A 238-nucleotide genomic window follows, 5' to 3' on the forward strand; every position below is an offset into this window, starting at 1 on the left:
TTGAAACCCACCACCCGGTCATAGCCCGGTTTGGCGCGTTCCACGAAGGTGGATGCCCGTCCCAGTTCCAGCATGTCGTAGGGTTCGTAACCGAATACGGAGAGGCCGATCACGTCGACATAACCATCGCCCGGATAATAGGCTTCCAACCCCTCCTCGCCCTTTGGCGACCACATATATTTGGCGTGTGGCAAGGATTTGCGGCAGACATTGACGACATGCTGATAGGCGCGGATAT

General features: G+C 56.3%; 1 protein-coding gene. It reads right to left on the reverse strand.

What is annotated here, in order from left to right:
• Positions 1-194 (reverse strand): glycosyl hydrolase (locus tag R0J92_RS26390; RefSeq protein WP_411053865.1); only part of this gene is annotated, 194 nt, incomplete at its 3' end.
• Between the last annotated feature and the right edge of the window lie 44 nt (positions 195-238).

It is taken from the genome of Tritonibacter sp. SIMBA_163, assembly GCF_046535935.1.
Taxonomy (GTDB): domain Bacteria; phylum Pseudomonadota; class Alphaproteobacteria; order Rhodobacterales; family Rhodobacteraceae; genus Epibacterium; species Epibacterium scottomollicae.